At 71.8% G+C, this 25,402-nt stretch carries 17 protein-coding genes; 9 read left to right on the top strand and 8 right to left on the bottom strand.

Going from position 1 to position 25,402, the window contains the following annotated elements; translation table 11 throughout:
* Window positions 1–172: 172 nt before the first annotated feature.
* The 3 genes from O0S08_RS02235 to O0S08_RS02225 all read left to right on the top strand — a co-directional run bounded on the left by O0S08_RS02235 (window position 173) and on the right by O0S08_RS02225 (window position 3,078).
* Complete coding sequence (locus O0S08_RS02235; protein WP_269037289.1) at window positions 173–1,363, top strand: site-2 protease family protein; 1,191 nt, start codon at window positions 173–175, stop codon at window positions 1,361–1,363.
* A 147-nt stretch (window positions 1,364–1,510) separates the two neighbouring features.
* Window positions 1,511–2,176, top strand: a complete 666-nt coding sequence (locus tag O0S08_RS02230; RefSeq protein ID WP_269037288.1) for a DUF4142 domain-containing protein — start codon at window positions 1,511–1,513, stop codon at window positions 2,174–2,176.
* Window positions 2,177–2,184: 8 nt separating this feature from the next.
* On the top strand, window positions 2,185–3,078 hold the full coding sequence (locus O0S08_RS02225; protein WP_269037287.1) for a DUF6600 domain-containing protein: 894 nt from the start codon (window positions 2,185–2,187) through the stop codon (window positions 3,076–3,078).
* Window positions 3,079–3,315: 237 nt separating this feature from the next.
* On the opposite strand, the gene O0S08_RS02220 is transcribed toward O0S08_RS02225, so the two are convergent.
* From O0S08_RS02220 to O0S08_RS02210, 3 genes are all read right to left on the bottom strand, one after another.
* Window positions 3,316–3,807: a hypothetical protein gene (locus O0S08_RS02220; protein ID WP_269037286.1), complete on the bottom strand. Its 492-nt coding sequence runs from the start codon at window positions 3,805–3,807 to the stop codon at window positions 3,316–3,318.
* Window positions 3,807–6,290: a cation:proton antiporter gene (locus tag O0S08_RS02215; protein WP_269037285.1), complete on the bottom strand. Its 2,484-nt coding sequence runs from the start codon at window positions 6,288–6,290 to the stop codon at window positions 3,807–3,809. The genes O0S08_RS02220 and O0S08_RS02215 overlap by 1 nt, the downstream gene beginning before the upstream one ends.
* 203 nt (window positions 6,291–6,493) lie before the next feature.
* On the bottom strand, window positions 6,494–7,051 hold the full coding sequence (locus tag O0S08_RS02210) for an NUDIX hydrolase (RefSeq protein WP_269037284.1): 558 nt from the start codon (window positions 7,049–7,051) through the stop codon (window positions 6,494–6,496).
* A 102-nt stretch (window positions 7,052–7,153) separates the two neighbouring features.
* Between O0S08_RS02210 and O0S08_RS02205 the strand changes: the two genes are divergently transcribed.
* The 3 genes from O0S08_RS02205 to O0S08_RS02195 all read left to right on the top strand — a co-directional run bounded on the left by O0S08_RS02205 (window position 7,154) and on the right by O0S08_RS02195 (window position 11,026).
* Window positions 7,154–8,221: a DUF418 domain-containing transporter gene (locus O0S08_RS02205; protein WP_269037283.1), complete on the top strand. Its 1,068-nt coding sequence runs from the start codon at window positions 7,154–7,156 to the stop codon at window positions 8,219–8,221.
* A gap of 40 nt (window positions 8,222–8,261) precedes the next feature.
* Entirely contained in the window at window positions 8,262–9,773 is a 1,512-nt protein-coding gene (locus O0S08_RS02200; RefSeq protein WP_269037282.1) for a sensor histidine kinase, read from the top strand.
* 575 nt (window positions 9,774–10,348) lie between these two features.
* Window positions 10,349–11,026: a Coq4 family protein gene (locus O0S08_RS02195; protein WP_269037281.1), complete on the top strand. Its 678-nt coding sequence runs from the start codon at window positions 10,349–10,351 to the stop codon at window positions 11,024–11,026.
* A gap of 362 nt (window positions 11,027–11,388) precedes the next feature.
* Here the strand turns inward: O0S08_RS02195 and O0S08_RS02190 are convergent, their stop codons facing one another.
* Window positions 11,389–11,988, bottom strand: coding sequence for a hypothetical protein (locus O0S08_RS02190; protein WP_269037280.1), 600 nt, complete (start codon window positions 11,986–11,988; stop codon window positions 11,389–11,391).
* Between the two features lie 137 nt (window positions 11,989–12,125).
* Entirely contained in the window at window positions 12,126–16,799 is a 4,674-nt protein-coding gene (locus O0S08_RS02185; RefSeq protein WP_269037279.1) for a hypothetical protein, read from the bottom strand.
* 106 nt (window positions 16,800–16,905) lie between these two features.
* Between O0S08_RS02185 and O0S08_RS02180 the strand changes: the two genes are divergently transcribed.
* Together O0S08_RS02180 and O0S08_RS02175 are read left to right on the top strand one after the other, a co-directional pair.
* Complete coding sequence (locus tag O0S08_RS02180) at window positions 16,906–17,346, top strand: CoA-binding protein (RefSeq protein WP_269037278.1); 441 nt, start codon at window positions 16,906–16,908, stop codon at window positions 17,344–17,346.
* Between the two features lie 73 nt (window positions 17,347–17,419).
* Window positions 17,420–17,788 carry a carboxypeptidase-like regulatory domain-containing protein gene (locus O0S08_RS02175; RefSeq protein WP_269037277.1) on the top strand — a complete coding sequence of 123 codons (369 nt, stop codon included), beginning with the start codon at window positions 17,420–17,422 and terminating at the stop codon, window positions 17,786–17,788.
* A 107-nt stretch (window positions 17,789–17,895) separates the two neighbouring features.
* On the opposite strand, the gene O0S08_RS02170 is transcribed toward O0S08_RS02175, so the two are convergent.
* From O0S08_RS02170 to O0S08_RS02160, 3 genes are all read right to left on the bottom strand, one after another.
* A complete protein-coding gene (locus O0S08_RS02170) occupies window positions 17,896–19,284 on the bottom strand; it encodes a DUF1552 domain-containing protein (RefSeq protein ID WP_269037276.1) in 1,389 nt (462 codons plus the stop codon).
* Window positions 19,285–19,287: 3 nt separating this feature from the next.
* Entirely contained in the window at window positions 19,288–21,018 is a 1,731-nt protein-coding gene (locus tag O0S08_RS02165) for a DUF1592 domain-containing protein (protein ID WP_269037275.1), read from the bottom strand.
* Window positions 21,019–21,215: 197 nt separating this feature from the next.
* Complete coding sequence (locus O0S08_RS02160; protein ID WP_269037274.1) at window positions 21,216–21,593, bottom strand: glutaredoxin domain-containing protein; 378 nt, start codon at window positions 21,591–21,593, stop codon at window positions 21,216–21,218.
* Between the two features lie 259 nt (window positions 21,594–21,852).
* Here O0S08_RS02160 and O0S08_RS02155 point away from each other — a divergent pair, with 259 nt between their 5' ends.
* Entirely contained in the window at window positions 21,853–25,287 is a 3,435-nt protein-coding gene (locus O0S08_RS02155; protein WP_269037273.1) for a VIT domain-containing protein, read from the top strand.
* Window positions 25,288–25,402 lie beyond the last annotated feature (115 nt).

The following is a 25,402-nucleotide window of genomic DNA, read 5'->3' as shown; positions in this document are numbered from 1 at the left end:
TGCTGGGGCCGCGGACGTCACGGCGACCTCAGCCGAATACGCGGAGGCACCTGCCGGCGAGGCAACCTCGACCTCCGAGTCGGGACTCGGTGAATGGCACCGCTCACGCTGCCTGTCCCCGGCGACCGCCGCGCCATTGCCCCGAGCCGCGGCTCGGCCCAAGGATCTGCGCATGGGCGGCCTGAATCTCGGAAGAATCTTCGGCGTGCGGATCGCGGCTGATTGGAGCCTGTTCATCGCCCTGTGGCTGGTCACAGTCAGCCTCGCCCTGGGCTTGTTCCCCGCGTGGCACCCCGGGTGGGGCGGCGCGATGCGCTGGGGCGTCGCCTTCGTCGCGGCGGTGCTGCTGTTCGCCTCGGTGCTGCTGCACGAGCTGTCGCACGCCCTGGTCGCGCGCGGCTACGGCCTCGAGGTGCGCAGCATCCATCTGTTCGTGTTCGGCGGCGTCGCCAACATCGAGCGCGAGCCGGAGACCCCGCGCGCCGAGCTGATGATGGCGATCGTCGGCCCCCTGACGAGCATCGGCCTCGGCCTGCTGTTCCTGCTGCTCGGCGGCTGGCTCGCCCGCCTCGGCGGCGACCCCGAGCGATTGATGCGAGACCTCGGCCCGACCGCGACCCTGCTGTTCTGGCTCGGGCCGCTCAACCTCTTCCTCGGCCTGTTCAACCTGCTGCCCGGCTTCCCGCTCGACGGCGGGCGGATCTTGCGGGCGCTGCTGTGGCGGGCCACGGGCGACCTGCAGGCGGCCACGCGCTGGGCCTCGATGTCGGGCCAGGCGATCGGCTTCGTGCTGGTGTTCGCCGGCCTGTCGATGATCTTCGGCGCACGCCTGCCGTGGTTCGGCAGCGGCATCGTCTCGGGCGTGTGGATCAGCGTCATCGGCTGGTTCCTCGCCAGCGCCGCGGCCATGAGCTACCGCCAGCTCGTGGTCATGCACCTCGTCGAGGGCGTCCCGGTGCGGCGATTGATGCGCCGCGACGTCGCAGTGATCCCGCCGGACATGAGCGTCACGCGCCTCGTCGACGACTACCTGATGCGCAGCGACCAGCGGGCCTTCCCGGTGCTCGCCGGCGATCGGCTGGTCGGCATCGCCTGCCTCGACGACGTGCGCACCGTCGACCGCGACGTGTGGAACGAAGTCGACGTCGGCACCATCATGACCCCGCTCGCCGCGCTCGAGACGGTCGGCTCCGGCGACGAGCTCACCGCGGCGATGCGGGCCTTCAGCCGCAGGGACGTCGAGCAATTGCCGGTCGTCGACGACGGCCGCCTGGTCGGCGTCCTGCGCCGGCGCGACATCCTCAAATGGCTGGAGTTGCAGGCGCCCCGCGGCGAGCGGCCGGTGCAGCCGCGACCGGCCTGATCCGCCGACCAGCGCGCGGCCCGGCGGCGGGTGGTCGGCGCGCACCCGGACATCCCCCGATCGGCGCACCTGCGATTGCGCCGCGCGGCGGGCCGCCGCGGCGCCGCGGTGGTGGCATTCGCGGTCGAGACGTCCAACGCTGCGGGCATGTCATTCACCAAGACCTCCCTCCCCCTCACCGTCGCGCTCGCTCTGGCGCTCCCGGGCGTCGCCGCCGCCGACATGCCGCCCGACCCGTCACAGCCGACGCCTCCGACCTCGGGCGCACCCACCAATCCGAATCCGCCCACCAGCCCGACGCACAACACCGACACGAACCCGACCAATGTGCAGGCGCCGACCGACAAGATGACCGATGAGGAGATCCTCATGGTGATCGAGACGATCAGCGACAAGACCGCGGATCACAACCGCAAGGTCCAGAAGACGGCCAAGAACCGCCGCGTCAAGAAGTTCGCCGAGAACCGGGCCAAGAACGCCAAGGCGGCCAAGAAGCGGCAGACCGCCTTGCACGTCCGGCACAAGCTGAAGCCGAAGCCGAGCCAGATCGACACCGCGACCCGGGATTCGATGGACCAGACCTACAAGGACCTCGACACCGCGGCCAAGGGCAACGAATACGACACCACGTACATCGACGACGAGATCCAGACGCTCACCAACACGCTCGACACGATCGACCGCAAGTTCATGCCCGCCGCCAACCTGCCCGAGCTGCGCGATGAACTCAACACCGTCCGCACCCAGGTCGACTCCGACCTCAGGGAAGCCGAGTCGATCCGCGACGCCCTGCGCTCGCAGCCGGCCGTCTGAGGCCCGCCATGCGCGCCGTCCATCACCTCGCGGCCGCCGCGGCCCTGGTCGTCGTCGGCCTCGACTGCCACAAGACCGACACCGCGCAGCCGGTCGCCGCGACCGCGCCCACCGGCCCCAGCGCCCGCTTCTACGGCGCGCTGGCGCCCTACGGCACGTGGATCGACGACGCGACCTACGGCTGGGTATGGATGCCCTCGCCGGCGATCGTCGGCGCCGATTTCTTCCCGTACATGACGGGCGGCCGCTGGCTGTACACCGACGCCGGCTGGATGTTCGACAGCAGCTATGCGTGGGGCTGGGCGCCGTTTCACTACGGCCGCTGGGCCTTCGACGCCGGCGTCGGCTGGATGTGGGTGCCGGGCGACGTGTGGGGCCCCGCGTGGGTCGACTGGCGGTGGAACGCCGGCTATGTCGGCTGGGCCCCGTTGCCGCCGCGAATCGCGGGAGTGCGCGAGGAGCCGCGCTCGCACTGGATCGTGGTCGCCGCCCGCGACCTCACCCGACCGCAGCTGGCCGGCCACATCCAGCCCAACGCGCGCGGCCAGGTGGTCTTCGCCGACAACGCCACCCACCCCGAGGCCCGCCCGGGCTGGCGCGTCGGCCCGCCCGGCGACGTCATCGCCGCCGCGACCGGACACCCGGAGACCCCCGTCCACCTGCCGCCGCCCCCGCGCAACGACGAGCTGGTCCGCTCACACGTCGAGGGCGACCGGGTCGAACATACGCCCTTCGCCGAATCGAAGCAGGCGCCGTCCGCGACGATGTTCCCGCACAACCCGCCCGAATTCCCGCTGCACACGATGCGCCCCCACACCACGCACGCGCCGGTGTCCGACGTCCCCCATCGCAGCAGCGGCGGCTTCCCGCGCAGCAGCCACCGCGGCGAACGCCTGCTGTGATTCATGTAAAAAAGAATCATTCATAAAATGTCTTCGAGGCCATGTCCTCGAAGACATCGTCACATATCCCCTCACAGCAGTGCTGACGACGAATACCCCGAGGGCCCGTGTCGTCAGCGCTCGGGACCACGCCACCTCCGTCATGGAGACCGAGGCGACCTCGGCGCTGCAGGGCACGACCGCGGACCCGGGCGTGACGACGATGGCCGGGTCATCGACCGAAACCGCGGGGAGGTCTCAGTCCTCCCACACGACCAGCACCTTGCGCTGCTGCCACCATTGCTCGAGCGTGCGGCCGGGGTCCACGGCGCAGGCGATCGTCAGCGGGCTGAGGCGGACGCTGATCGGGTGCGACGCCTTGCCGTCCCACGTGCCGATGTCGACCACCTCGGTGCCGGCCAGCTGCAGCCCGTGACGGCGCAGATAATCGCTGATCGCCGGGACCTGCAGGTCGACCCCCGTGGTCGCCTCCGCGTGCGGGTTACGCAGCGTCTTGGCCAGGGCGATCAGCTCGCGCAGATCTTCCGGGTGCGCCGCGAAGTGAACCTCGTAACTTTTATAATAGACCGACTCGAGCGCGTCCTCCTGGCGCACGAACTCGCCGTCGACCTCGTAGCCGATCGCCCACCGGTCCTCGCCGTACTTGCGGTCCCACTCGCGCTGCCGCGCCGTGCGCTGCTTGACGCCCCCGGCCTTGCCCAGCCGGCGCTCGACCACTCGCCACCCCATCAGCCCTCCTTCGCCCCGCCATCACCTGGCGTTTTGATCAGGTTCTTCAAGCCATGCCCCGAGGGCAAGAGCGCCTCGCCGACCAGCTCGAGCAGCGCCGGCTCCTTCGCCCCCTCGCTCGCGGCCGGTTCTGGCGCCACGAAGGTCACCGCGACCTCGAGCCCGGATGCGCTCGACGGCGCCGGCGACTCCGGGCCCTCGCCTTGCGGCGTCCCCGGCACGATCGACTTCGTAACCTTCGTCTCGGGCGGCTCGATCGCTCGCGTCGACAATGTCGACTCCGCCGCCCGCGTCACCGGCAACACGGGCGCCTCGTGCGTCACCGTCGTCCCTGCGGGCGCGCTGATGAACACGTGTCGAACCAGCTCCGGCGCCCCTGCCCCCGAGCCACGCAGGACGGTGCGCTCCGAGCTGCGCGGCGCCCCCGGCGGCGCGAAGCGAGGCACCTCCGCGGAGCGCGTGGCGGGAGCTGGCTCGCCCGGCAAGAGCGTCCGCGGACCCACCAGCGGCTCTCCCGGCGCCCGCCCTCCTGGCGGCATGTCGACCGCGAACAGCCCACGCCGCCCGCTCCCCGACTCTCCCGGCAGCAGCGTCGTCCCAGTCACCACCGGCCCTTCCGGCGGCAGCGTCTTCCCGCTCACCACGGGCCCTTCCGCCGGCAAGGTCGTCCCAATCACAGCAGGCCCTTCCGGCGGCAGCGTCCTCCCGCTCACCACAGGACCTTCCACCGGCAAGGTCGTCCCAATCACAGCAGGCCCTTCCGGCACCACGGTCCTCCCGCTCACCACGGGCCCTTCCACCGGCAAGGTCGTCCCAATCACAGCAGGCCCTTCCGGCACCACGGTCCTCCCGCTCACCACGGGCCCCTCCGGCACCGCTGTCCCACGCGCTGCCTCCATTCCCTCGAGCCGCTCGCTCACCGTCGAGCCGCCCGAGAGCGTCGGCCCCTCGACGGGCACCCATCGCTCCGCCTCGCCGGCGCTCGCGACCCGCACGTCCGCATCACTCTCCGACGAATCCTCACCCGACAAGCCCGTCGCACCCGCCGGCCCCATGCCGTTCGCCCCGACGCTCGGCTCCGACGACACAATCCCCGTCGCACCTCTCCCCTCTCGCCCCCCGGCCAACGCCGCCCCCCGCTCGCCCGCGCTCCGCCCCGCCGAGCCCCCGCCGAGCACCTCCTCGACCGTCGACGCCGGCGCGACCGCTCGCGGCGCCTCTGCCCTCACGGACATGTCCCCTGGAACATGCCCCGAAGGACCCTTCTCTTCAGCAATGTCCCCCGAGACATGTCCGAGCGGCGACACCGCCACCCCGAAGGCCACGCAGGTGGTGGCCACCGCCGCGAACACCAGCGTCGTCAGCGACTCCGTCCCGGGCACCGCGGCCGCGTGGGGCAAAGCGGCCAGGCCGGCCACCAGCATCCCGCGCGGCCAGCCCAGCGCCAGCGTCGAGAACGTGCGCTCGTCGACCCCGCGAAGCACCAATCGGGCCGCCAGCAGGCGCAGCACCACCAGCAGCAGCCCCAGCACGATCCCCATCGCCAGCAGGCCCCACGGCGGCCCGAGGTTCATGCCGAGGAACGTAAACAGCAGCACCCGGGTGATCTCGACCGTGCGCGCGTGGTCGTCGAGCGCCGCGCGAAAGTCCTCGTCGGCGGCCTCGACGACCGCCCCGCGCGGACGGAACAGCGCCGCCACCAGCGGCCCGGCGTTGCTGACGACCGCGCCGAACACCAGCACCGCCAGCGCCCCGATCCCGCCGAGCGTGTCGGTGACGACGTAGAGCGCCAGGATCGCCGCCAGGGTGTACGGGTAGACCCCGCGGCCGGGCCCGATCCGGCGGATCGCGGTGATCCACAGCAGCCCCGCGAACGTCCCGAACGCCAGGCCCAGGCCGAAGCCGGCGGCGATCGCCGCGTACGCCTTGCCCACCGGCACGCGCAGGCTCAGCAGGTCGATGCAGAACGCGGTGGCCGCGATCGCCAGCGCCCCGGTCAGCGCCGCCTCGCGCTCGAGCGCGGCCACCAGGCCCGGGTGGGACCGCCGGTACAGCGTCGGCGCGTACACCTCGGGCGCGGTGCACAGGAGCAGCGCGCCGAGCATGAACGCGTGCGTCCAGCTCCACACCGGCAGCAGCTGCAGCCCCGACAGCGCCTGGCTGAACAGCGCCACCAGCGGCACCACCAGCGCCGCGCCGGCCAGCGCCAGCTTGCGCGCGCGCCCGACCTGCTCGCTGGCTGCCCCGAAGACCATGTCGCGCCCGGCCTCGAACAGCACCATGATCAGCGCGATCGCGGCGAAGAACGGCGCCAGCGCGGCGATCGTCGCCGGCGGCACCAGCCCCGTGGTCCGCAGCACCACCCCGAGCGCGATCAGCCACACCGCCTCGGGCACGTTCGTGCGCAGCGCCAGCGGACGCACCGCCGCCGCGGCGGCCAGCAGGCAAGCGATGGCGACGAGGAATACGGTGACGGGCGCCATGGGGGACCGTCAGTGTGCCACAGCGCCCGCGACCCGCACTCGCGGCCGTCACTGCCCGCCGCGCGGCCTCCCGCGCTCCCGTTCGTCCGTCGGCCCCTGCGACCTCACCCGCACCGGCGAGTCACCGCGGCCCCGCTCCGGGCCGCGGCCCGGGCCCACGTGCGGCCCGGCTCACCGACTCAAGGCCCGCACTCGCGGCCCCCTCAGCGGTGCGCGGCCAGCTGGCGCGCGAAGTAGAGCCCCGCGTAGACCTTGAGGTCGATGTGCGCGCCGCGGGCGATCCGCTCGCCCAGCCACGCCTCGACCTCGGCGAGCGGCACCTCGAACACCGTGATCTGCTCGTTGCCGTCGCCGCCGCCCGGCCCGACCTTGCGCAGGCCGGTGGCCACGAAGATGCTGATGCACTCGCTGGTCAGCCCGGGCGAGCTCGGGCCGTGGGCGACCTGCTCGATGCGGCTGGCCTCGTAACCTGTCTCTTCGACCAGCTCGCGGTTGGCCGCCGTCGCGACCTCCTCCGACTCGTCGCCCGGCGTGTCGCCGACCAGGCCGGCGGGCAGCTCGACCGCGACCCCGCCGAGGGCCGGGCGCGGCTGCTCGATGAGCACCAGCCGACCGTCGTCGGTCACGGCCACGATCGCGGCGGCTCCGCGGGCCCCGGTCCGCTCCACGTATTCCCACTTCCCGCGGCGCACCAGGCGCAAGAAGCGCCCGTCGCCGATCGTCTCGGTCGCCGGATTGGTCGCGTCGTGCAGGCTCGACATCCCCCCGACTATCGCAGCCGCGCGGCCCTTTGGCCAGGGCTGCCGGTCACGCGCCGACCTCGACCTTCACCGGGCGCCCCCGTCCGGGTAGCCTCAAGCGACGTGACGGCCGCCCGCCTGCTCAGCCTCGACGCCCTGCGCGGCCTCGCCGTGGTGCTGATGATGGAGCAGCACATGGCGGTGTGGCTGTGGCGCTCCCGGCCGGACGTCTCGCCGATCGCGCAGGCGCCGGTGCTGATGGCCCTCAACGGCCTCGGGGGCCTCGCCGCGCCGACCTTCATCACCCTCGCCGGCGCCGGCACGACCCTCCTCGCTCGCAGCCGCACCGCCGGCCTCGACGCGATCCTCGTCCGCCGCGGCCTCATCCTCATGGGCTTCGGCTGGCTGCTCAACCTGCTCACCCCGAGCTGGTTCTCCGCCGGCTCGTGGTTCGTCCTCCACCTCATGGGCCTGGGCATCCTCACCGCCCCGCTGTGGCGGCGCCTGTCCAATGGAACATTGCTCTGCGGACAGGCGCTCCTGCTGCTCGGCGCGCCCGTCGTGCAGCACTGGCTCGCCACGCCCGAGCTGCTGGTCAACGACCGCATGCGCCGCCTCGACCTCGCCGGCGGCCCGCTGCGGCTCGCCTTCGCCGAGGGCCAGTTCCCGATCGTCCCGTGGCTCGGCCTGTTCCTCGGCGGCATCGTCGTCGGACGCTGGCTGCTGCAGCGCCGCACCGACGCGATCCTCCGCATGGCGAGTGTGCTGCTCGTCACCGGTGTCGCCCTCGCCGCCGTCGGCCTGCGGCTCGGGCCCCACGAGGGCGTGTGGGAGCGCCTGTTCCAGATCCGCCTGAGCTTCTATCCGGCCACGCCGGCGATCGTATCGTTGCTCCAGTCGGGCACCCTGCTGCTCCTCGTCGGCGCGCTGGCCCTCGAGCAGCGCGGACGGATCGACGAGCGCGGCTGGCTCATCGCCCTCGGCCGCGCCTCGCTCACGCTGCTGATCGTCCACGTCGTCGTGTTCCGCGAGCTGACGCGACCCCTCGGCGCATGGCAGGCGTTCAGCGCCGAGATCGCGCTCACCATCGTCGCGATCTGGGTGATCGTGTGCGCGCTCGCTGCGCGCCTGTGGCAGCGTGTGGGCTACCGCTACGGCGCAGAGTGGCTGCTCCGGATCTTCGGCGGTTAAACCGCTCGCGGCGATGCCGGCGCATGCTCTGGTCGCGCCTATGCAACCGGCTCAAGTGCTCGCCGCCGCCGCCGCCGCCGGGGAATCTTCGTCCTCGCGGCGCAAGTCGCGGTTCACCACCCTGCCGCCGCAGGTCCTCGACTTCGCGCTGTCGCTCGCGACTCAAGGCCGCGCCATCGTGCTCGTCAGCGTCGTGCTCGCCGCCGTCGTGGTCCTCGCCGCCGACCACAGCCCGGCCGCGGTGCTCGGCTGCCTCGCCTTCGTGTTGGTGCAGGCCGTCGCCTACTTCAACCCGGTCTCGTTCGACCGCGCCCGCACCCGCACCCGCGACCTCGTGCGCTACGCGGCCCTCGCCGTCCTGCTGGTGTTCTTGCCGAGCCAGCTCGAGCCCGAGGCGCCGGTGATGCTGCTCGGCCTCGCCGCAGTGTGCGCCGCGCCGCTGTCGTTCGCCCCGCGGCTCGCGGGGATCTGCGTCGCCGTCCTCGGCCTCGCCTCGGCCCTCGGCGTGGTGGTCGCCGGCCGCTCGCCCTCGGAGGCGCTGATCGCCGCGCTGACCGTCGCCGCCGCCGGCGTGCCGCTCAACCTCGTGCTGGCGCACCACGGCCGCAGCGGGGAGATCTTGCGCACCGCGCTCGGCCGGCTCGAGCGCGAGATGGAGAACCGCCAGCAGATCGAGGACCAGCTGCGCCGCGCCCACGACGAGCTCGAGCGCCGGGTCGAGGAGCGGACGATCGCCCTCACCCGCGCCAACCGCAAGATGGAGTCGGAGATCCGCGTGCGTCGTCAGGCCGAGGAGCAGGCGCTCGAGGCCAATCGCATCAAGAGCTCGTTCCTCGCCAACATGAGCCACGAGCTGCGCACCCCGCTGAACGCGATCATCGGCTACAGCGAGATCTTGCTCGAGGACACCGTCCGCCCCGACCTCCGCGAGCTGCACGACGACCTCGGCAAGATCCACGGCTCCGCCGAGCACCTGCTCGCGCTCATCAGCGACATCCTCGACCTGTCGAAGATCGAGTCGGGCAAGATGGACATCAACCTCGAGTCGTTCCAGCTCGGCGACGTGCTCGGCAGCGTGATGTCGCACCTGGCCCCGCTGGCCGAGCGCAACGGCGACACCCTCAAGCTCCGCTGCGCCCGCGACCTCGGCCAGCTCCACACCGACCGCACCAAGCTGCACCAGATCCTGAGCAACCTGCTCAGCAACGCCTGCAAGTTCACCCACAACGGCCGCATCGAGCTGTCGATCAAGACCCAGGCCGAGGGCGGCCGCTCGTGGTACCGCTTCGAGGTCAGCGACACCGGCATCGGCATCGCCCCCGAGGTGCTCGAGCGCCTGTTCGCCCCGTTCGTCCAGGCCGACTCCTCGACCACCCGCAAGTTCGGCGGCACCGGCCTCGGCCTCGCCATCAGCCGCCACTACGCCCGCATGCTCGGCGGCGACATCACCGTCCGCAGCCAGCCCGGCGTCGGCTCGGTCTTCACCCTCCGCCTCCCCCAAGAAGCCGTCGACCCCCGCAAGGCCGGAGTGATCCTCGTCTCGCATTTTTGACGAGCATGAAAAGACATGTCCTGATGGACATGTACTGAAGTGATCTCCGCCACGGGCGTCACGCCGGGTCCCGACGCGACGACACGACGAGCATCGAGCCGACCTCGCCCGTCGCCGAGCGCACCAGCCCCTCGTCGCAGCGGCCGCGCGAAGGCTGGAGGCCGGTTCACTGCCCGGCACGCCCCCGGCTCACACGCTCCTGCGTCATGCGGACGGTGCCGGTCACATCGCTACCCGACCTGCCCTCGCAGGCCTGCCAAGTTCGGTCCCACGAAGCCGGCTCAACGAGAGACCGTGGTCTCTCGTCCCTCGCCCCGCGCTCGCAAGCGACCCCGTCACCGGCCGCCCGGCTCGAGTCGCAGGCGCAGCGAGCCGCGCCGGCGGCGCGCCATCGCGCCTGGCGTCACGATTCGCTGTGAACACCCGCGCACCCGCCGAGGATCCCTCCGCGCGTCCGCGGCGGTGGGGCCGAGGCGCCGTGCGGATCCACCCGGGGCGAAGTGGACATCACTGTCCGTTTCGATCACACTCAGGGCGCCGAGCGGCCCACGCTCGTCGCCGAAGGAGAGTGCCCCATGAACCAGCCAGCGTTCCCGACCCTGCCCCCGAACGCGTCGTTCGTCACCCGCGTCCGCCTCAGCCTGCACGCGCTCAAGGTCCTGACGAACGACCCCGGCAACACGTACTACGGCCCGCTGGTCAACGCCTGCCTCGACAGCGAGACGTACACCAAGCTGGCCCGCATGTGGCGCACCAGCGAGGACGGGCGGCAGATGCTCGACGCTCGTCCGAGCCTGCAGGGCCGCGAGCTCGACCTCGAGACGCTGGAGAAGCTGCCCGAGGGCACCCTCGGCCGCGAGGTCGCCCGCTACTTCCGCGACAACGGCCTCGAGCCGTTCGAGACCACCTTCCCGGTCCACAACGACGTCGACTACCTCAGCAAGCGCTACCGCGAGACGCACGACCTGTTCCACGTGATCACCGGCTACGGCACCGACGAGCACGGCGAGATGCTGCTGCAGGCGTTCGTGCTCGGCAACCTCGGCGTCCGCCAGGCGGTGCTGATCCTCGCCTACTCGGTCCCGCGGCGGATCAAGGTCGCCGGCTGGAAGGACCTGGTGCCCTACCTCGGCCGCCTGCGCGCCGCCTACCGCCGCGGCAAGCGCTCGCGCGAGCTGCTCAGCGTGAATTATGAAAAACTGTGGGAGCAGCCGGTGTCGTCGCTGTCCCGCCTGCTGTGCGCCCCGGCCTGACGCCGCACGAGCTCCATCGGCTAGACTCTTCGTCGTCGTCGCACCCCGGCCCCGTCGCCTCCGCCCCGTCGCGCGCGCCGCCGGCCGTCGTGACGCCGCGCGAGGTCCACCTCGGGTCGAGCCTTCGTCGTCGTCGCACCCCGGCCCCGTCGCTCACCCGCCGTCGACCGTCGCTATGCCGCGCGAGGTCCACCTCGGCTCGAGCCTTCCTCTTCGTCACACCCCGGCCCCGTCGCCTCCGTCCGTCTCACGCTTCTTCGGCCGACATGGCGCCGCACGAGGTGCACGTCGGTGCGGGCCTCGTCGGACGTCGGCGCCTCCGCCCGTCTCGCCCGTCGGTGCCTCGCACCGCTCGCGGATGGTCACGGCCATCGCTTCGGTCGTAGTCCCGGCGGTCGCTTCCACCAGCGAGAGTTGGCCCCGTAGACGATGTCGTTGGCCCAGAATTCGGGCTCTTCGTGATAGCGGAGGTCCGTCTCGTCGCCGACGAAGTCCTGGCCGGACCACTGCCGGTTGATGCGCCCCACGGCCTCGTCGATGCAGCAGCCGAACAGCCCGACCATCCTCTTGACGATCTCGTCGCAGAACCACCGCGACCTGTCATCGGTCCTGAATTCATACGCATACCGCCGCTCGTTCACCCCCACGCACCCGAGCACCCGCTCGTCCGCCGCGAAGACCACGAACACCCGGCCCGGCGCCTCGAAGTGAAACAGCCCGACCTGCGCGTCCTCGGGCTCCGCGGCGAGGGCCGCGACGGCCTCGGCCAGACCGACCGCCACGATCCCGGCCCTCTCCGTCGTCCACTGGCGGATCCGCCAGTTCGACGCGGCGTCACGCGCGGACGACTCGCCTGTTCCGCTGAGACTCGCAGCGCCGCGCTCCAGCTCCGCGCGCAGCTCGTCCGTCGCGCCCGCACCGCCGCCGCTCCGGATCGCCTGAAGCACCCCATCGATCGTCATGCTCCCCTCCTCATGGACCTCGGGCTCGCTCTATCGAGAGAACAGCCCGAGTTCCTCGATGACATAAACACACGGACATGTCTCTCAGAACATGTCCGAGCATTTATTTATAAAACCTGTCCTTTAGAGCACCTGCCTCACGGCGGCGGCGTGTCGTCGTCCTCGCCGCTCTGGATCGGCGGCAGCGGGCGCTTGCCGGGCGGCGGGGGCGGCGGGGCCGGGCGGGGGCGGCTCGCCGTCGGCGGCGTGATCTCCTCGGCCACCGGGCGCACCGGCTGGGGACCGCTGGTGTTGTGGCGGGCGACAGTCGGGCCGCGGGGGGCGTCGAGCTCGACGTCCAGCGGGGGCGGCGGCGCCTCCATCGTGTCGGTCGTGCGGAACTTCGACGCGCGCGGGCGGGGCGTGTCCTCGTCGATCGGGCCGCCCGTGTCGGTCGACTGGCTCATGAAGATCGCCTCGGACACGCCCGACTGGGCCGCGCGCGGCGCCGGCGTCGTCTCCTCGAGGAGCGCGTGCGCCGGGATCGGCCCCGACTGACGGCTCGGCGGCGTCGTCCTCGGCGGCGCCGGGCGCCACAGCGGCCGCCACAACCCGCCCTGCGACGCGCTCTGCCAGCCCCACGGCAGCCAGCGGATCATCGACCACGCCAACCACAGCGCCCACGCCAGCATCAGCCCGCGGTACCACCACAGCGACACCGACAGCACCCACGGGCGCGGCATCAGGCCGCCGACCCCGTCGACGTACTCGACGCGGTCCTGATACCAGCGCAGCGAGCTCGCCCACGACCCGTTGCCCTCGATCTGCATGTCGGGCTGGCCGAGCAGGCCGGCGTGGACCGCCGCCAGCAGGGCCGAGCAGGCCGCCAGCGTCCACGCAGCGATCGTCAGCTGGCGCAGCGCGAACCACCCCGGCGCCAGGTCGACCCGGCGGCGGCGCCAGCCGAGCAGCAGGAACCAGCCGATCACCAGCATCGCCTCGAACACCGTCACCGTCGACAGGCCGAGCCCGAGCAGGAACCACTGGTGAGCCCGCAGCGGCGACACTGCCAGACGGCCGAGCACCGCCGACGCGATCAGCAGCACCACGATGTAGCTCCAGAACAGCACCGCCGGCCCGAGCCGCGGCCCGCCGAGCAGCAAGATCCACCGGCTCGGCGGGAACTCGACGTGCACCTCGGCGTTGACCGCAGGCGACCCGAGGTCGACCACCGGCGCGGTGTAGCGCTGGCCGAGCACCGCCGCCTCGCGCCACTCGAGCTGGACCCGCTGCACCCCCGGCGCCACCGGCAGGCGGACCTGCTGGCCCTCCTGGCCGATCGGCTGCTGCGCGCCGTTGATCAGCACCTTCTGCAGCTGCGCCTCGGCCGGCAGCGCCACGGTGTGATGACCGCCGCGAGACGAGCGCAGCTCGAGCTGCAGCTCGGCGTCGACCGCCCGCATACCTGGCCGAAGGGTCAGGCGCGCGAAGTCGAGGGTCAGCGTCTCGCCGGGCACGCCGGCGGGGCGCGAGATGTCCAATACGACCTGTTCTCCGGGCCAGGGCATCCAGACCTGCAGGCCCTCGGCGCCGCGGCGGATCGGCGGGATCCCGCCGGCCTCGACGTGCCACACCGGCCCGACCATGACCTCCCAGACCTCGCTCCACGGCGCGCCGCTGGCCGCCGCCAGCACGATCTGCGGCGAGATCGGCAGCACGCTGGTCCACTCGACCACGTCCTCGTCGGGACCGATGTTGACCAGCACCGCCCCCGCCTCGACCCGCTGCTCCGCCGTCGTCACCGACTCGCCGGACAGCAGCGGCACCTTGAGCACCACCGCCGAGCCGCGCGGCGTGGCGCGGATGACCCGGGTCGTGACCTCCCACGACAGGCCGAGCGTCAGCGCCCGCTCGACGCGGACGAACGGCGGCAGCGTGCCGACCTCGAGCGTCTCCGGCTGGGCCGCGTCCTGCTTGCTGATCCGCGTCAGCTGCAGCACCTCGTCGGCGAGGCCGTCCTCGTGCAGCCCGGCCACCGTCCAGCCCTCGGCCTTGGCGGTCACGCGGTGCGGCCCGACCGGCAGGCGCAGCTGGACCGTCTCGCGGTTCGGCAGCGGGCCCTCGAGCACGACCTCGTGACGACCTTGCTCGAGCGCGAGGCGCAGGCCGCCGTCGCTCGTGCGCACCAGGCCGCCGGCCACCGGCGAGCCGTCGACGGTCACCTGCGTCGGCAACCAGTGCTCGGCCGAGCCGGGCAGCGGCGCCTCCACGTGGGCCGCCGCGTGGATCTCCACCACCAATCGCAACGCCCCCTGGCTGGCCTCGAGGCGCATGCGCGGGCTCGTGACGCAGTCGGGCAAGCAGGTCGGCGGCTCGGTGAGGCGGGCCCGCAGCTGCTCGAGCGTGGCAGAGTCGGGCACCTGCGCCGCCGCCGACGACGGCACCAGCAGCGCGAACGCCAGCGCCCCCAACATCGTCGCGCTGACCGCCGGGTTGGGCCGCTGCGACGGGACGACCCGCCGCTTGCGGAACACGCCGAACACCGCCATCACCAGCGCGACCAGGAACAGCACGCGCACCCCCGCCAGCGCCAGGTTCACGTGCGGCGGCACCAGCATGAAGCGGACCTGCTGCGTGCGCTCGACCGGCCCGCTCCAGCGCAGCGGCACCGAGCGCCACGACCAGCGCGGCACGCCCGGGCCCGTCTGCACCACCGTGCCGGCGTCGTACTCGCGCAGCTTCTTCTGCTGGCGCTGGCGGTACTCGCCGCTCATGCTGGTCCGCGTCGACTGCACGATCGACGACAAGTTCTGCTCCCGCTCGAGCTCCTCGTCGACCGCCTCCTTCTTCCCCTTCATCGGCCGGCCCATGCGGCCCTCTTCGCCGCGGTGGTACTCCCCGCCCGCCCCGTCCATGTCGCCCTCGAACTGGTCGGCGGCGGCCAGGTCGCTCGGCTTGAACTCCATGTTGTTGGCGACCGCGGAGTCCTGCGCCGGCTCGATCGCCGGCGCCATCGGGGGCGCCATCTGACCTGTCGCAAGGACCAGGTCGAAGTCGTCGCGCCCGCGCTCCTCGAGCGCCGGGTACAGGCCCTGGCGGATCTGCTGGACCGCGAACACCGAGCAGATGCCGGCCAGCATCACCAGCGCGCCGAGGCGGTAGCCGCGGACCGCCGAGCGCAGCCAGCCCTCGGGCAACGCGCGGTGCAGGGCCTCGCCGACCAGCACGAAGATCCACACCGTCCGCGGCGCCATCCACTCGGGGAACACCAGCGCCAGAGTCACCACCGCGAGCACGCCCCAGGCCCAGCCGTACAGGCGGGCGATGGCGATCGCGATCACCAGCACCATGAACAGGTCGAGCAGCGTCCAGCGGCCGAGCCAGGTGTCGTCGACCTGGTCGACGCCGGTCGCGTGCAGCACCTTCCAGCCGGGCGGCAGGTGCAGGGTGCCCGACACCGACGCGAAGTCGTGGTCCCAGTCGACCGCGGAGACCGACGGGTGCAGCCCGCCGGCGGGCACGCGCAGGTCGGCGGTCAGCGACACGTTGGGGTTGCGCAGCTCGACGCCGGCCTTGTTGGGGTCGTCGCGGGCGGTGATGAATTGCGGCTGGCCGCTGACGGCGACCGCGCCGAGGCGGGCCGAGCCTTGCATCTCGAGCCGGCGGGTGCCCTGGACCTGGCCCTCGATGCGGTCCTTGACGGTGAACCCGCGGCCGTCGAAGTCGAGCCACCAGTCGCGGGCCAGCGACAGTTGATCGGGCCCGCGATCGGCCTCGCCGCGCTGCGTCACGGTCAGCTGCAGCGCCTCGCCGGGGCGGGCGCGGAACGCCGGGAACGAGCGCCACGCGTCGGGCAGCTGCGTCTGTTGCGGATCGACCGCGATGAGCCCGGAGAACTCGACGCGGCGCAGCTCGGGCGCCGGCTCGAACACCCACACCTCTTCGCCCGCCCACGGGCCCTCGTTGCTGGCGAGGGCGATCTGTTGCAGGTCGCCGGGGTGACGCGCCTCGACGCGGATCGTCCACGCGCCCGGGCGCACCTGCACGCGCACGCGGCCGTCGGGCTCGAGCCGGGCCGGCAGCTCGCTCGCCACCTCCATCGCCACGAAGTCGGGCAACAGCGCCTTGCCGAGCAGCTCCTCGCGGCTCTTGCCGGCCACGTGCAGCGAGATCTCCGTCGTCATCCGCAGCGGGATCGCGTCCGTCACCTTGCGGTGCACCACCACGTCGAGCAGGTTCTGCTCGCTCGCCGCCTCGATCTTCTTCTGCAGCCACAGCGTCCCGTCGTTGTCGCGGCGCGGGAACGACTCCGGCTTGCCGCGCAGCTTGAGCGCCAAGAGCCCCGTCTCGGCCGGCACGCTGAGCCGCTCCGGCATGCTGTCCCACAGGAACGCGCCGGTGATCCGGTGCGCGCCGGGGCCGAGCTCCACCGCCGGGCGCCCGCCCTGGTTGACCACCACCGCCGGCTGGCCGTCGACCTCGACGTCCTGCGGCCAGCGGCGCGCGTCGCCGGGCAGCGGCACCACGCCCTTGGCGTACAGCTGCCAGCGCTGCGCGAACGACCCGCGCTCGTCGGTCAGCTCGAGCTCCAGCTGCGACGGCCAGGCGCAGCGGCGCTCGCTGGTACTCGCATGTACGTACGGACATGACCGATCGGACAGGGGCTGGAGCACCCACGGGACCCACGGTCGCAGCACCTCGGGGATGTCGGCGGGCGTCTGGGCGGCCGGCTCGACCGGGGCCCGTGGCGGCGCTGCTGCGGCCTCGGCCGCGAACAACAGCATCATCAGCGCGAGGACCCAGTGCAGCGGCCGAGGCGTGGAGCGAGTCATGAGGGGGACCCAAGGGTACAGCGAGCCCATGCGACACGGACAGGGCGAGCTGCCCCCCGGCGAACTGGACCTCGCCCACACGGCCCGACCGTGGCACCCTGACTGCGTGTCTTCGCCCACCGACTCCGAGCTGCGCGAGATCCTGGCGCGCACGCGCACCGTCGCCGTCCTCGGCGCGCACACCGACCCCAACAAGCCCGCGTGCTACGTCCCCGACTACCTGAACGAGGTCGGCTACACCGTACGCGCCGTCAATCCAGTGTTCGCCGGGCGTCGCATGTGGGGCGAGCCCTGCGTCGCCGCGCTGACCGACCTCCAGGTCGCCCCCGGCGAGCTCGACATGGTCGACGTGTTCCGCCGGCCCGAGTTCCTCTTGGGCCATGTCCCCGAGATCCTGGCCGTGAAGCCCCGCCTCGTCTGGCTGCAGCTCGGCATCCGCCACGCCGAATTCGCGCGCACCCTCCGCGACGCCGGGGTCGACGTCGTCGAAGATCGCTGCACCCTCGCCGAGCACCGCCGCCTCGGCCTCCCGCGCCGCGGCGAGTGACGGGCGTTTTCGCCCATCGGACCGAAAGCGGACCTGACGGCCCCGCCAGGCCCGTCGGCGGCATCCTCGAACCGTGGACCGAAGCCTCGCCGTCGTGCTGCAGCTCGCCGCGTGCGCGCCGTACGTCGCCCTCGCCGACGGCGTCGAGGCCGTCGACCCCTCCCGCATCGACGTGGAGATCCGCGGCCACGTCCTCCACGCCGAGACGCGCGAGCCGATCACCGGCGCGCTGATCCTCATCCGGTGCGACTGCCTCGCCGGGCAGCGCGAGGTGATGACCACCGACGGCCGCTATCACTTCCGCGGCCTGCCGCCCGGCAGCTACACCGTCCAGATGCTCCACAGCGACGACAACGTCCAGAAGCGCCTCGAAGCCAGGCCGGGCCACCGGTGGCACGTCGGCTTCAGCGCCGCGCCGCGGCCGCGCTACAGGTGCGATTGATAGATGACCTCATGAACATGCCCCAAGGGACATGTCCATGAATGCACACGAACGAAGAGACCTGCGAGGCGAGCCTCGCAGGTCTCTCGCGCCGGGCGGCGCTCCGCTCACGCGATCATCGCGTCGATGACGCCGGGCTCGAGCTCGGGGTCGCCGAAGTCTTCGACCAGCTCGCCGGTGACCGCGCTGAGGATCGTGTTGTGGAACTGGTTGTGGGTCACGCCGCCGGCGTCGAGGTACTGGCCGGTCTTGAGGTAGCCGCCGCAGCTGCCGGCGCACACCCACGGGATGTTGTTGTAGGTGTGGCTGACGCCGGCGCCGAGGTCGTTACACCAGATCGCCACCGTGTCGTCGAGCAGCGTGCCGACGTCGGTCTGGAGCGCGGACAGGCGGTCGAGCAGGTGCTTGAACAGCTTGGCGTGCTCGCGGTCGATCACGTGGTGCTTCGACTGCGCGTCGGGGATCGGGTCGCCCTCCGAGCCGTCGGCGTAGATGCGGTGGGAGATCTGGTGGAAGCGGGGCAGCTGGACGCCGTCGATCCAGTACTGCGTGCCGTCGTTGCCGTCGCCGATCTGCAGCGTCGCCGCGCGCGTGTAGTCGCACGAGAACGCGAACGCGATCAGGTTCATCTGCAGGCGCGTGATCGTCTGGATCAGCTCGTCGGCGCCGTCGTAGTCCTGCTGCGCCTCCATCTCCATGATGTCGGCGTCGCTCGGCAGCTCGCACAGCAGCTCGATCTCGAGGTCGCGGATCGCGTCGAAGTGGATCTGCAGGCGGTCGCGGTCCTGCTTGCTCATGTCCTGCTTGGACATGAGCGCCTGCATCTGCTCGCGGACCAGGTCGTTGACGCTGGTGCGGCGGGCCTTGATCTTCATCGCCACTTCTTGCGGCAGCGCCGTGATGCCGACGATCTTGGTGTACACGCTCCACGGGTTGCGGTCGGCCGCGCGCAGGTCCTTGGGCCCGCGGTAGCTGAGCACCTCGTTGATGTAGCCGGCCATGCGGCCCGCGTAGAGCGTCAGCGGGTCGGGGTTCGAGGCCGGGTTGAGCTCGCGGGCGATGCGGTTGTCGACCGACTCGCCCATCGACAGCGACAGGTTGCCCGACGGGTCGTCGGACACCTTGGCCGCGGTGAGGCACTGGTTGCCGCCGCCGGAGTGGCCGCAGCCGTTGCCCGGGAAGCCGAAGCGGGTGCCGCGGACGAGCAGCAGCTTGTCGGCGTAGTCGGCCAGCTCGTTGACGGCCCGCTCGGCGTCGACGGTCGACAGGCTCTCGGTGGTGACCGCGCCGAGCTCGTTGGGCCAGAAGCGCTCCGGCTCGCCGTTGTCGGCCTGGGCGCAGCCGTTGGCCTGGCGCACGTAGACGCAGTAGCGCGGGCGGTCGGTGGCCGCCTTGACGTCGCGCGGGAGGAGGCTCGGGAGGAACGGCAACGCGACGGTGGCGCCGCCGATGCCGGTGATGAAGGCGCGTCGGGACAGGTTGCTGGGAAGTCGCATGGCTTACTCCTTCACCGGGGCGCGGAAGCGGAACGCGTCGCTCGTCGTCAGCTCGACGATGAGCTCCTTGATCGAGTACATGCCGTCGCGCGAGCCCTCGGCGAGGCGCTTGATCTCGGCGTTGTCCTGCAGCTTCGGCACGCGGCCGTAGCCGTACTCGAGCAGGTGCGACACGTAGCAGCGGTGGGCCTCGTCGCTGCCGGCGATGATCTGCGCCAGCTGGACGCCGCCGTCGAAGCTCTGCTTGCCCTGCACGAAGTTGAACGAGCCCGTGGCGTCGACCGGCTTGCCGGCGTCCATCGTCTGCCAGCGGCCGAGCGGGTCGTACTGCTCCATCGCGAACCCGAGCGGGTTGATGAGGTAGCCGTGACACGCCTCGCCGCAGGTGCCGATGCCGGTGTGACGGTCGATGAGCTCGCGCAGCGACTCGCCCTCCATCGCCGGCGGCGGCGGCGGCACGTTGTTGGGCGGCGGCGGCAGCCCGGTGCACAGGATCTGCAGGTTGAGGAACACGCCGCGGTGGATCGGGTCGTTCTGGGTCGAGCTCGCGTTGGCCGCCAGGAACCCGAGCTGCGTCAGCACGCCGGCGCGCTGGCTGGGGTCGAGGTCGGTCTTGACGTGCTGGTCGGTGAAGTTGCCCTGTGCCCCGTACAGCGGCGCCAGCGTCGAGTTGACGAAGCTGTACGGCGCCGACAGCAGCGTCGCCAGGTCGCCGAGCTCGTGCGAGAACACCACGTCGTCGACGAACATCATGGTCTCCTGGACCATCATGTCGCGCATCGACTCGGCGAACTCGGGGAACTTGTCGGCGCTCTTGTTGATCTTGCTGTAGCTGTCGACCTTGAGCGTCTGGAAGTGGAACGACGCCACCATGTCGTGGGCACGCTGGTCGTCGAGCATGCGCGCGGCCTGGGCCTCGATGCCGGCGACCGAGTCGAGCCCGCCGCTCTTCGCGGCGTCGAACAGCTCCTCGTCGGGCATCGTGTCCCACAGCATGTACGACAGCTTGGACGCGACCTCGTAGCTGTTCAGCGGGATGTTGCCGTCGCCGTCGGCCACGTCGCTGACCTCGACGCGGTACAGGAAGTACGGCGACTGCAGGAACGTCTGCAGGACCACGCGCACGCCCTCGAGCACCGGGTCGGCCCCGCCGAGCGCCAGGCCCTCCTGGAACACCTGCATGTGGCGATCGATCTCCTCGGCCGTCAGCGGGCGGCGATACGCCCGCGGACCGAACGACTCGACGAACCCGCGGCCGCGCGCGTCGCTGTCGCCGTCGGCCGGCACCAGCAGCGCCACCAGCTCGGCGTCATTGATCACCTGCTCGGCGATCTCTTCGGCCGCGCGCTGGTAGTCGGTCCACAGCGTCGCCGACACCACCAGCTTCTCGCTGTTGTTGTCGTAGCCGCCGCTGATCGGGTCGCCGATGAACAGCGACGACTTGCCGGTGGTCTGGTCGAGCAGGAGCAGGTCGCGGATCGAGTTCTCCCACTGGCGATGCGACAGCCGCGGCACCCGCGACGACTCCGGCAGCTCGGGGAGCTCGGTCCCGCCGGTGTCGGTGTCCGAGTCGGGGCCGCCGTCGGTCGGTTGATCGTTGGTCGTCGGGGTCGAGTCGCTGTTGCCACCGCCCTCGGTCGCGGCACCGGGACCGCCGCTCCCCTCGGTGGGATCGCCGTCGGACTGTTGCCCCGACATCCCCGAGTAACACCCGGCCGACAGGATCAGTCCCAAGGGCCAGGCCCCCACAGACCGCCACCAAAGCGCTCGTCGTCGCTGAGCCATACGGACGCAATGTCCCGGCAGCAGCCGGCGATGTCAACCGTGGGCGTTCCCCGATGGACTGGCAGCGACGCCGCGGGGGCCGACGGCCCCGCGATCTGCGTGTGTAGCCGCGCTGACGGGCGCGGTTACGACCGACGAAATTCGTGTCAGTGCGTGGGGCCTTGCATCTTCTGCAGGCTGCCGTCGGCGAGCATGCGCTCGACGTCCGTGAAGCCGCCGATCAGCGTGCCGCGCACGAACACCTGCGGGAAGGTCGGCCAGCCGGACCACAGCTTGATCGCCAGCCGCTCCTTCCACTGACTCAGATAGCTGCCGTACTCGAGGTACGTGAACGGCACGCCTGCGGCCTCGAGCGCCCGACGGGCCTTCTTCACGAACGGGTTCTGGGCCATGCCGACGACCACCACCGGGTCGCGGGCGATCGCGGCGACGATGGCGTCGACGACGTTGCGGTGATAGCTCTGGATCTTCTCGCTGACGTGCGGCGCGAGCGAGGACTCGGGGAGAAGCGGGCGGGACGACATGCGCGCGAAGGGTGAGCGCCGGATCCGCCCGTGGCAAGCAGTCGCGCGCGTGCGCCCGCTCGCGGGCCCGCGTGAGCGATCTGCCCGAAGGGCCCTGTAAGCGGCGGTCGCGGTCCGGCGCGCGCCGGACCTTCGCCGCGAGAACGGCATTCATCGCCGCCGCGTACGCCGGTCTCGGCCACATGCGCGGGAAGACCCGCGCCGCCGGCGATCGCGTTGCAGGCGGGCGAACGATACCCTCGTCAACACCGGAGAGATCATGCGCCGCCACATCCCGCTCGTCGTCTGCCTCGGCCTCGCCGGCCTCGTCGCCTGCACCGGCCGCCAGGGCCCTTCGGACTCCACCTCCTCCTCGCAGCCGCAGTCGACCGGTGAGTGCAAGCTCGAGTGGCGCGCCCCCGACCCCCAGCCGAGCGCCGGCGTCGCCCCCTTCTCGCTCACCACCCAGGACGGCACCGGCCTCAAGCTCCTCAGCGTCAAGAGCCGCGCCGTCGTCGAGGACCCGCTCGCCTTCACCGAGCTCCACCTCGCGTTCCAGAACCCCAACGACCGCGTGATCGAGGGCCGCTTCGAGATCAACCTCCCGCCCAACTCGGCGATCTCGCGGTTCGCGATGCTGATCGACGGTCGCTGGCAGGAGGCCGAGGTCGTCGAGCTGCAGGCCGCGCGTCAGGCCTACGAGGACTTCCTCCACCGCCGGCAAGACCCGGCCCTGCTCGAGAAGAGCGCCGGCAACCGCTTCAGCGCGCGCGTGTTCCCGATCCCCGCGCGTGGCGTCAAGGAGATCATCGTCTCGTACTCCGAGGAGCTGACCTCGAGCAGCGAGCCGTACCGCGTCTACCTGCGCGGCCTGCCGCAGCTGCAGGACCTCGACGTCGAGGTCGTCGTGCCGAAGGGCGGCGGCGTCCGCGAGAAGACCCGGATCCACGAGACCAACTTCATGCCGCAGCAGGACCTCGAGCTCGCCACCAGCCGGCGCGCCCCCGAGGTCGGCCTCCGCTACGACCGCCTCGCAGTCGCCCGCATCACCCCCGACGTCAAGCTGCCGCAGGTCCCCGTCACCGGCGTCACCCTGCTGTTCGACACCAGCGCCTCGCGGGCCCTCGACTTCAAGGGTCAGGTCGCGCGCCTCGGCCAGCTGGTCGCCGAGCTGCGCGGCGCCGCCGGCGTCGACTTCCCGCTCACCGTCGCCTGCTTCGACCAGGGCGTCGAGCAGGTCTTCTCCGGCAACGCCAGCAGCTTCAGCGCCGACGCCCAGAACGCGATCTTGAAGCGCGGGGCCCTCGGCGCCTCCGACCTCGCCGGCGCGCTGCGCTGGGCCGGGGCTCAGTCGAAGGTCCATGACCGCGTCATCCTCGTCGGCGACGGCGTCGCCACCGCCGGCGGCATCGAGCGCGACGTCCTGCGCACCGCCGTGCAGGAGCTCGGCCGCGCCGGCGTGCGTCGCCTCGACGCGGTCGTCGACGGCGGCCTGCGCGACGAGGCCGCGCTGCGCCAGCTGACCACCGCCGGCCTGCAGGACGCCGGCATCCTCGTCGACGCCCGCCTGCCCGCGCCGCTGGTCGCCTCGCGGCTGGTGCGGGCGACCAAGGCCGACGTCAAGGTCCATGTCCCCGGGGCCACGTGGGTGTGGCCGCAGTCGCTCGGCGCAGTGCAGCCCGGCGATCAGTTCCTCGTGTTCGCCGACCTCCCGGTCGACAAGCCGATGCGCGTCGAGCTCGGCGAGCGCGGCGAGGATGTCCGCGAGGTCAGCCTCGGTGAGAGCTCGCGGCCGCTGCTCGAGCGGGCGTGGATCCGCGCCAGCATCGATCGCCTGAGCGCGATGATGGGCCACGAGGCCGCCGGCGACGCCAAGGCCAAGGAAGATCTCAAGCAGCAGATCATCGGCCTGTCGACGCGCTACCGCGTGCTGTCCGACTACACCGCGCTGCTCGTGCTCGAGACCGACTGGGACTACCAGCGGTTCGGGATCGATCGCACCGCGTTGGCGGAGATCCTCACCGTCGGACCGGACGGCGTCGCCGTCGTCGACCGCACGCGCCTGCCCGACAAGCCCGTCGTCGACCAGCCGATCACCCCCGAGCAACCGGTCGCGCGCGACGGCGAGGCCGACGACGACGGCCCGCTCGACTGGTTCTTCGGCAACGAGAAGCGCAAGAACAAGAAGGAAGCGACCGCCACGGTCACCGCCGCGGCCAACGCCGAGCCGGCCGCCGAGGCCAAGAGCGAGGCGATGCCGCTGCCCAAGCCGGCCGACATGCGCGCCAAGGGCGACCGCGGCGGCAACGACCTCGAGCTCGAGAGGGGCCCTGTTTTCGAGCAGACCATCGGCGGCGCTCCGGGCGCCGCAGCCGGACCCCAACCCAACGATCCGTTCGCGTCGCCTCCGCGTGATGAAGCGGCGAGCGACCGCCCCGCGCATGCGGCTCCGCCGCCGCCTCCCGGACCGCCGCCCGCCGAGCCGGCCCCGCCCTCCCGGATCGCCGCCGCTCAAGAAGAAGTAGCCGCCCCCGACGCGGTGATGCGCGAGGTCGAGGGCTACCTCGCCGAGGACGCGCGTCGTCCCGCGACCACCCGCGCCGCTCATCGCCCCCCCGGCCACGACCACGAGGCGCCGCCGTGGAACCAGATGCCGCAGCCCACCTTCGAGCAGCCCAAGCAGGCCGACGCCTGGGAGGGACGTTTCGCCGACGTCATGTTCGAGGTTCGCGCCGGCCGCGCCGCCAACGGCCTCAGCAAGGCGTGGGAGTGGCGCGACAGCAACCCTGGTGACGAGCTCGCGCTGCTCGGCCTCGGCGAGGCGGCGGAGGCGGTCGGCGACCGCGCACTGGCGGCCCGCGCCTACGGCTCGCTCATCGATCTGTTCCCCGGCCGGACCGACATCCGGCGCATGGCCGGCGAGCGGCTCGAGTCGCTCGGCGACGTCGGTCTGCAACTTGCGATCGACACCTATGCGCAGGCCGTGTCACAGCGTCCCGACCATCCTGCCAGTCACCGGCTCTACGCGTTTGCGCTGCTCAAGGCCGGCCGGCACGCCGAGGCCTTCGCGGCCGCGCTCGCCGGCGCCCGCCGCAGCTACCCGAGCGGGCGTTTCGCCGGCGTGCAGCAGATCCTCGAGGAGGACCTCGCCCTGATCGCGGCCGCCTGGCTCACGGCCCGGCCGGGTGACGCCGCCGCGCAGTCGGCGATCGCCGCTGCCGGGGTCACCCCCGACCGCAGCCCCTCGCTCCGCTTCGTCCTCAACTGGGAGACCGACGCCAACGACGTCGACTTCCACATCTACGACGGCAAGGGCGGCCACGCCTTCTTCAGCCAGAAGCAGCTGCCGACCGGTGGACGGCTGTACGCCGACGTGACCACGGGTTACGGCCCTGAATGCTTCACGATCCCGGGCAACGCCGCCGCCTTCCCGTACGTGCTCCAGGCGCACTATTACAGCCGCGGGCCGATGGGCTACGGCATGGGCAAGCTGCAGGCCGTGCAGCACGACGGCAAGGGCGGTCTCGCCTTCATGGAACACCCGTTCGTCATCATGAAGGACCGCGCGTACGTCGATCTGGGCCGCGTCGACCGGCCGCTGTCGGAGCTGCAAGTCGTCGTTCCGCGCCTGCCCTCGGGCCCCGACCCCAAGGGCCAGCCTTACGCACCGTACACGCCGCCGCCGCCTGCTCCGCCGCCGCCTTCGCGCTATTAAAACCTCGCGCGTGCGTCGGCCTCGCGCCGGCGTGCGCGTGCGTTTTTGCTCCGTGACGACGCCGTGCCCGTTCTCGGGTACGGTTTCGTAATTCCGACGATCCAGACGGATCCAC

The sequence above is a fragment of the Nannocystis punicea genome (genome assembly GCF_026965555.1).
In the GTDB taxonomy this organism is placed as follows: Bacteria; Myxococcota_A; Polyangia; order Nannocystales; family Nannocystaceae; genus Nannocystis; species Nannocystis punicea.
Note: the sequence above shows the minus strand (reverse complement) of the source record. Positions and strands in the feature narration are given on the sequence as shown.